The following is a 912-nucleotide window of genomic DNA, read 5'->3' as shown; positions in this document are numbered from 1 at the left end:
AGTTTATTGCGTATCACATATTAAATTTTATAAGGAGCTGGCAATGCGCGCCGAAATTATGGCTGAAATGAAGGTTCAGCCAACGATTGATGTAAATGCTGAGATAACTCGCCGAGTTAATTTTATTAAAACACGTTTGGTAGCAGCTCATTCACGCTCGTTAGTACTGGGTATTAGCGGTGGTGTTGACTCATCAACCTGCGGCCGCTTATGTCAACTTGCTGTAAACGAGCTAAATAAAGAACACGATACTGACAAGTATCAGTTTATTGCAGTGCGCCTACCTTATGGTGTACAAGCTGACGAAGATGAAGCACAAATGGCGGTTGATTTTATTCAGCCAAGTAAACGTATGACCGTAAACGTACAACCTGCGGCTGATGCATTGCATGAGCAAGCGATAGCTGCCGTAGTTGGCTGTGGTGAAGCACTGCCTGAGCAAGCTCAAATAGATTTTATTAAAGGTAATGTTAAAGCGCGTCAACGTATGGTTGCTCAGTACGAAATTGCAGGTTTTTGCCAAGGCTTAGTAGTGGGTACCGATCATAGTGCTGAAAACATTACTGGTTTTTATACTAAATTTGGTGACGGCGCGTGCGATTTAGCCCCTCTGTTTGGTTTATCAAAACGCCAAGTTCGTGCACTTGCTACTGCACTAGGTGCGCCAGCTTTATTGGTAGATAAAGCACCTACAGCTGATTTAGAAAGTGACCGCCCAGGTTTAACAGACGAAGAAGCACTTGGTTTGAGCTATGAGCAAATTGATGACTTTTTAGAAGGTAAACCTGTGTCTAATGATGTTGAACAAAAGCTTGTAAGCATTTACACGCGTACACAACATAAGCGTCAACCAATTCCGACAATTTACGATTAAGGTTTAGTAGCTAAAATAAAGCAATTAATGCCTTTGAG

At 42.0% G+C, this 912-nt stretch carries 1 protein-coding gene; it reads left to right on the top strand.

The window, feature by feature from the left end:
• Window positions 1-43: 43 nt before the first annotated feature.
• On the top strand, window positions 44-874 hold the full coding sequence (gene nadE, locus H5072_RS20415) for an ammonia-dependent NAD(+) synthetase (protein WP_024589633.1): 831 nt from the start codon (window positions 44-46) through the stop codon (window positions 872-874).
• Window positions 875-912: the final 38 nt, after the last annotated feature.

It is taken from the genome of Pseudoalteromonas sp. SR45-5 (assembly GCF_014163565.1).
Lineage (GTDB): Bacteria > Pseudomonadota > Gammaproteobacteria > Enterobacterales > Alteromonadaceae > Pseudoalteromonas > Pseudoalteromonas distincta.
Note: the sequence above shows the minus strand (reverse complement) of the source record. Positions and strands in the feature narration are given on the sequence as shown.